Source organism: Moraxella bovis (assembly GCF_002014975.1).
GTDB lineage: Bacteria > Pseudomonadota > Gammaproteobacteria > Pseudomonadales > Moraxellaceae > Moraxella > Moraxella bovis.
On record NZ_MUXV01000054.1, the window covers coordinates 1 to 4,658 of the forward strand.

The window sequence follows — 4,658 nt, forward strand, 5'->3', positions numbered from 1 at the left end:
CATCTCTCGCTATTTCAGGAGCAGGGATTTTTAACCAGTTAATACTAAGTTATTATATTAACTGGTTTTTTTATGGTATTTATTATGTTCTTTTCCATTGCTTTGTAAGTAATTGATATAAGCCATTAGTAATTTTATCCAATTTACTCCCCTTATGTCGTTCTTTAAATAATTGTTCGTATTCGGCTAATGTACAGCTTTTGCCAAAATCCATAAAATCATTACTATCTATGGTTGGTTCTCCTTCATCATCAAGGCAATAACTTGTATATTCTATTGAACCATTGCCAATTACTAACTTTTCAAATTGGAATATGGATATTAAATATCCGTTTTCTAGTGGTTCAAAATAAACAAAATCACCATTCATAAAACTACCATTAGATATCCAAAAATTTCAAATTAAGCTGTTCTAAATAATTCAACTGCTCAAACTTATGTTTTTCCATATCAAAAACACCTCTAAAATTACCCTGCTGATAATAAACTTTTTGCAAGCCAAAACAACTCTTTTCACTGATACGGTTATGGGTTAGATAAGCGTTAATTAGTTCATCGCTTGCCAAAATCTGCTCAAATTGGCGTTGTGCCAGCTCTAACCGCTCTTTGTCCTGTTGCTCCTGTGCTAATCGTTCGGCTTTCTCACGCTGTTTGCGTTCTTGCTCATCCTGCTCGGCTTGTCGGTGCGTGGTTAATCCCTGTCTAATCAAATTCTCTCGATGTTCAGCCGTTGCCCCTATTTGGTCGGCATAAGCATTCTTTTGGGCGATAATGTCTCGTTCTTTATCGGTTAGGTTATCAAAAATATCAATGGTGTTTGGGTCTTTTTGGTCTAGGGGTTTGGGTTTTTCTTTTTGTTTAAATCTTAGTTCAAGATGAGTAAACTTTTTACCAGTCTTAATTAAATTATAATCTACTTTATAGGGGGATTTTTCGTTAATTTCTTTAACGGCTGTTTCTATTACCCATAACTTTAAATCTTTGCTTGCAGGATATTTATCGCCAAGTTGCAACCTTTCTCTTAAATCCTTAATACTAATTTTTATATAGCCAGTTGATTGAAATTGCATCATAAATTCATAAATTCTAAACGAATAAGAACTACTAAATTCAGCAATTTCTGATAATTTGTATTTTGTAAAATTTTCCGTTAAGTTTATTAAGAATGGTATAACTTGTGGGCTAAACCAAATCACAACTCTTTTCCAATCCTCATCTTTCATCACATCCTCAAAATAAGGATTATCAAGGATAATCATATCCGCCCATCTTGCTTTTAAAGTTTGTTCTTTTGTCTTTATCACAATAGAACGCTCATAAAGACGGCTTGCGGCTTCCCTTAACTCTCTATATGCTGTTTTTGGGTGTATATTAAATCGCTTTGAAAACTCCTTAGCGGTAATTTCGTAGCCAGTGTTTGGGTCAAGCTGTGTAGGCGAAATCTTGGCAATTGCTGTTAAGATAAGGCGTTGTTCATTTGCTGTCAGCTCATAACCAGCCACAACTAAATCATTGGCTTTTACAATTAAATCTTTGCTCATTTTTAGGTCTCATTAGCAAAAAAGGAGTAATTAATTATACACCTAAAAAGAGTTATTGTAAATACTCCTATTTGGTAGTCAATCCCTCCTATTTGAGTAGTCAATCCCTCCTATTTGAGTAGTCAATCCCTCCTATTTGGTAGTCAATCCCTCCTAGTTAGGTCTCGCAAACCTTTGATACATAAGGCTTTGCAGGGGGTCTAAAAACTATTAAAAATATATTAAAAAAATAAAAAAACGCCAAAACCGAAAAAGCACTCGGTTTTGGCTCTTTTTCTTGTTAATTTTCTTGTTTTTTTAGCTAAAAAGACAAAACAAAATCAATCCCCAAAACCACGCCCTTTATCTTTGGTTAAATCTTTGTCTAGTTGGCTTTGTTGTTTCTCATGCTGTGATTGTGTTTTTACTTCAACCAACTGCTTATCAGCAAACATTACCTTTGGATACTCTAAGGCAAGCACCTTGCCTACTTGATTTTGGTTAAGTTCAACATCTTTGGGGTTATGGTAAACAACCCCTTGCTTGGTTTCTTGCAAAATACCAAGTTCTGTAATGGCAATAATTTCCCCAAAGTAAGTGGTATTACCTTTGGCAACTTCATCAACCTGCAATTTAATTTTTTCAATGTACTGCTTGGTTTGCCATTCGTGTTTGTGCAGTCCTAGCCAGTGTTTACTCGCTTGTTTACAAAGTTCTGGGTATTCTTGTTCAATCTGTTCTTTGGCTTGTTGCTTGTGGCGTTTTTTGGGTTCTTGCTTGTACAAATCCAAAAATGCTTGTTTGGCTTGCCAAAATTCATTGTAAGCCTGTTCTTTGTCAAGCTCCCATTGTGATTTACCCATAAATTTAGGTCTCAAATCCTGCAATAAAGGCTTGTTGTTGTTTAGGGTTTCATAGGTTTTCCAAGCACTAGATTGGCGATTATTAGCTTGCTTGGTCTCTACGGCGTGTAATTTTTTGGCTCGCTCATTACATTTGGCTAAATATTCATCTAAAATTGGTTGAGTAGCCAAAAGTTCCTGCTCTGATTTTTTATAATCATCATAAAACGCCATAATTTGCGTTTTAAGCGTGTTTTTTGGCGGTGGGTGGTTCATACCATTTTTGATTTTCTGTGGCTCTACGGCGTTTCTAGGGGCATTTTTGAGCGTGTTGTGGTCGGTGGTTGGTGTTCTAAACTCGTTTTTAGCCAATTTTTCTGCTTTCACCTGCTCTTTTAGCCCATTTTTAAGCCCAATTTGGGCGTTATACGCCTTGATAGCTCGGTTTTGGTCGCCTACTTCGGTTCTAATGCCCTGCCGTTCTAATTCGGTGGCTTTCCAACCCATTTTAACGGTGGGTAGGGTCTCTAATCCCCTGTCTTTGTGGCTACGGTGGTCTATTCTTGTGTCTATGCCCTGTTCTGCTAGATATTCATTAGCAAGCTCCGCCCATTCTCTGCGGATTTCTTTAAGTTCATTTTGATTGGATAAAAGCCCTGCTTGTTTTAGTTGGGTGTTGCTCATTTCAAGTTGTGATTTTTTACCAAACTCAAATATGCCGTCCTGCTCCTGCGTGATTTGGCGTGTTGTCAAAAGCAAATGGGCGTGATAGTTGCGGTTGTCGCCCTGCTTGTCAGGTGCGTGTACGGCTACATCAACGGCTATGCCGTATTTTTGGCTTAGGCTGGTGGCAAACTCATAGGCAAGCATTTTGCCAGCTGATTGGTCGCCCTGCATAAGCTCGTGGGGGATATTGATAACAATCTCCCTTGCGGTTCTGCTGTTGCTCCGTGTCTCGGTTTTTTCCGCTCTGTTCCAAAGCTCGTTACGGTCAATATTTAATCCGTGTGGCGTGGCTAATCCTGTCCATAGTATGCCACTGCGTTTTGTATAATCATAAGTTTTCCCCAATCGCTCATCAGTAATTTCAATCCCTGCACGATACGCAATACTAGCAACGGCACTTCGTCCGCTACTTCTTGATATTGGTTTTATACTTAGATGATAAATTGCCATTTTCTTTTGTCTTTCTAACTGGGGTTTGGGGCAACGCCCCAATCGGCGTTAAGCCGAAAGGGGTCAAGGGGGTGTCCCCTTGCGAACTGAAAACTTGGGATAATGTAGCTTGGCGGAATTATAACATAGTTTTCGTAAGTTCGCACTTCGTGGATTTACGCACATAATAAAATCTGCTATAATGGCGATATGTTTTTACTTGATAAGGGCTAAAAATGGTAACACTTGAACAGCAACTAGCAGAAGCAGAGGCGAAGGTAGCACGACTAAAAGAAAAGGCTAAGAAACAAGATACAGCTGAAAAAGTGGTTATTGGTGGAATGATGTTGGCTTATGCTAGGAAAAATCCAAACAATGCCAAAAGACTGCTTGAACTTATCCAAACAGAGTTAAGGGAGCAAGATTTAAAGCGAGTGCAAAGGGCGGTTAATGAATTGGGTTTGATTGTAGGAAATTCAGAGCTTGCCAACACCAATTATCAAGGTGGTTAATTATGCCAACCATATTTTTTGAATATATGGGTGTAAATTTTGAATGGGACGATGACAAATACCAGCAAGTAATGAATGCTCGTACTATTCCATTTGAAGAATGTGCTAGTGTTTTTCTTGACCCAAATTATGTTACCATAGATGATACACGCTTTGAGTATGATGAAGAAAGATTTTTAACAATCGGTATGAGTAATCAAGCTCGGCTCTTGGTGGTGGCGTGGACTTTTAGGGGCGAAAATATTCGGTTAATTACAGCAGTTAAAGCGGAGAAATCATATGAGCAACGGTATAATCGTGGATACTAGCTATTTTGAAGGTGTGGATTTGGATAGACCAAGTATTAAGCACCCCATTTTTGAAAAAATGCAAGCCAACGCAAAGGCTATGCAATCACAAGAGCAGGACAAATTTTTAAGTCAATTTGATAACGATGTTAGAGAAACCGTTATCAGACACAGCACGCCAAGCGACAGAGAACGCCTAAACACGATGATTAGAGTGTTGTTTGGTACGGCTACTACCGCTTAATGCCATTAGGCCGATGTTTCGCAAGCCCGTTTGGGTTGGCGTGCGTCATTATTGGAATGGCATAAAAATCCCTGTTGTGCCAGCGTTGCGGTACTAGT

6 protein-coding genes are annotated in these 4,658 nt (G+C 38.6%); 3 read left to right on the forward strand and 3 right to left on the reverse strand.

Annotated elements, in window-relative coordinates; genetic code table 11:
- Positions 1-82: 82 nt before the first annotated feature.
- The 3 genes from B0182_RS11420 to mobQ form a co-directional block, all read right to left on the reverse strand.
- Complete coding sequence (locus B0182_RS11420) at positions 83-370, reverse strand: hypothetical protein (protein ID WP_078275055.1); 288 nt, start codon at positions 368-370, stop codon at positions 83-85.
- 10 nt (positions 371-380) lie between these two features.
- Positions 381-1,541, reverse strand: a complete 1,161-nt coding sequence (locus B0182_RS11425) for a RepB family plasmid replication initiator protein (RefSeq protein ID WP_012842520.1) — start codon at positions 1,539-1,541, stop codon at positions 381-383.
- 320 nt (positions 1,542-1,861) lie between these two features.
- Complete coding sequence (gene mobQ, locus B0182_RS11430) at positions 1,862-3,538, reverse strand: MobQ family relaxase (RefSeq protein ID WP_012842519.1); 1,677 nt, start codon at positions 3,536-3,538, stop codon at positions 1,862-1,864.
- 215 nt (positions 3,539-3,753) lie between these two features.
- Here mobQ and B0182_RS11435 point away from each other — a divergent pair, with 215 nt between their 5' ends.
- The 3 genes from B0182_RS11435 to B0182_RS11445 are packed head-to-tail and all read left to right on the forward strand — an operon-like array spanning position 3,754 to position 4,560.
- A complete protein-coding gene (locus B0182_RS11435; RefSeq protein WP_012842518.1) occupies positions 3,754-4,029 on the forward strand; it encodes a hypothetical protein in 276 nt (91 codons plus the stop codon).
- A 2-nt stretch (positions 4,030-4,031) separates the two neighbouring features.
- Complete coding sequence (locus tag B0182_RS11440; RefSeq protein ID WP_012842521.1) at positions 4,032-4,337, forward strand: BrnT family toxin; 306 nt, start codon at positions 4,032-4,034, stop codon at positions 4,335-4,337.
- Complete coding sequence (locus tag B0182_RS11445) at positions 4,309-4,560, forward strand: hypothetical protein (protein ID WP_078275056.1); 252 nt, start codon at positions 4,309-4,311, stop codon at positions 4,558-4,560. Before B0182_RS11440 ends, B0182_RS11445 begins: the two co-directional genes overlap by 29 nt.
- The last annotated feature ends 98 nt before the right edge of the window (positions 4,561-4,658 follow it).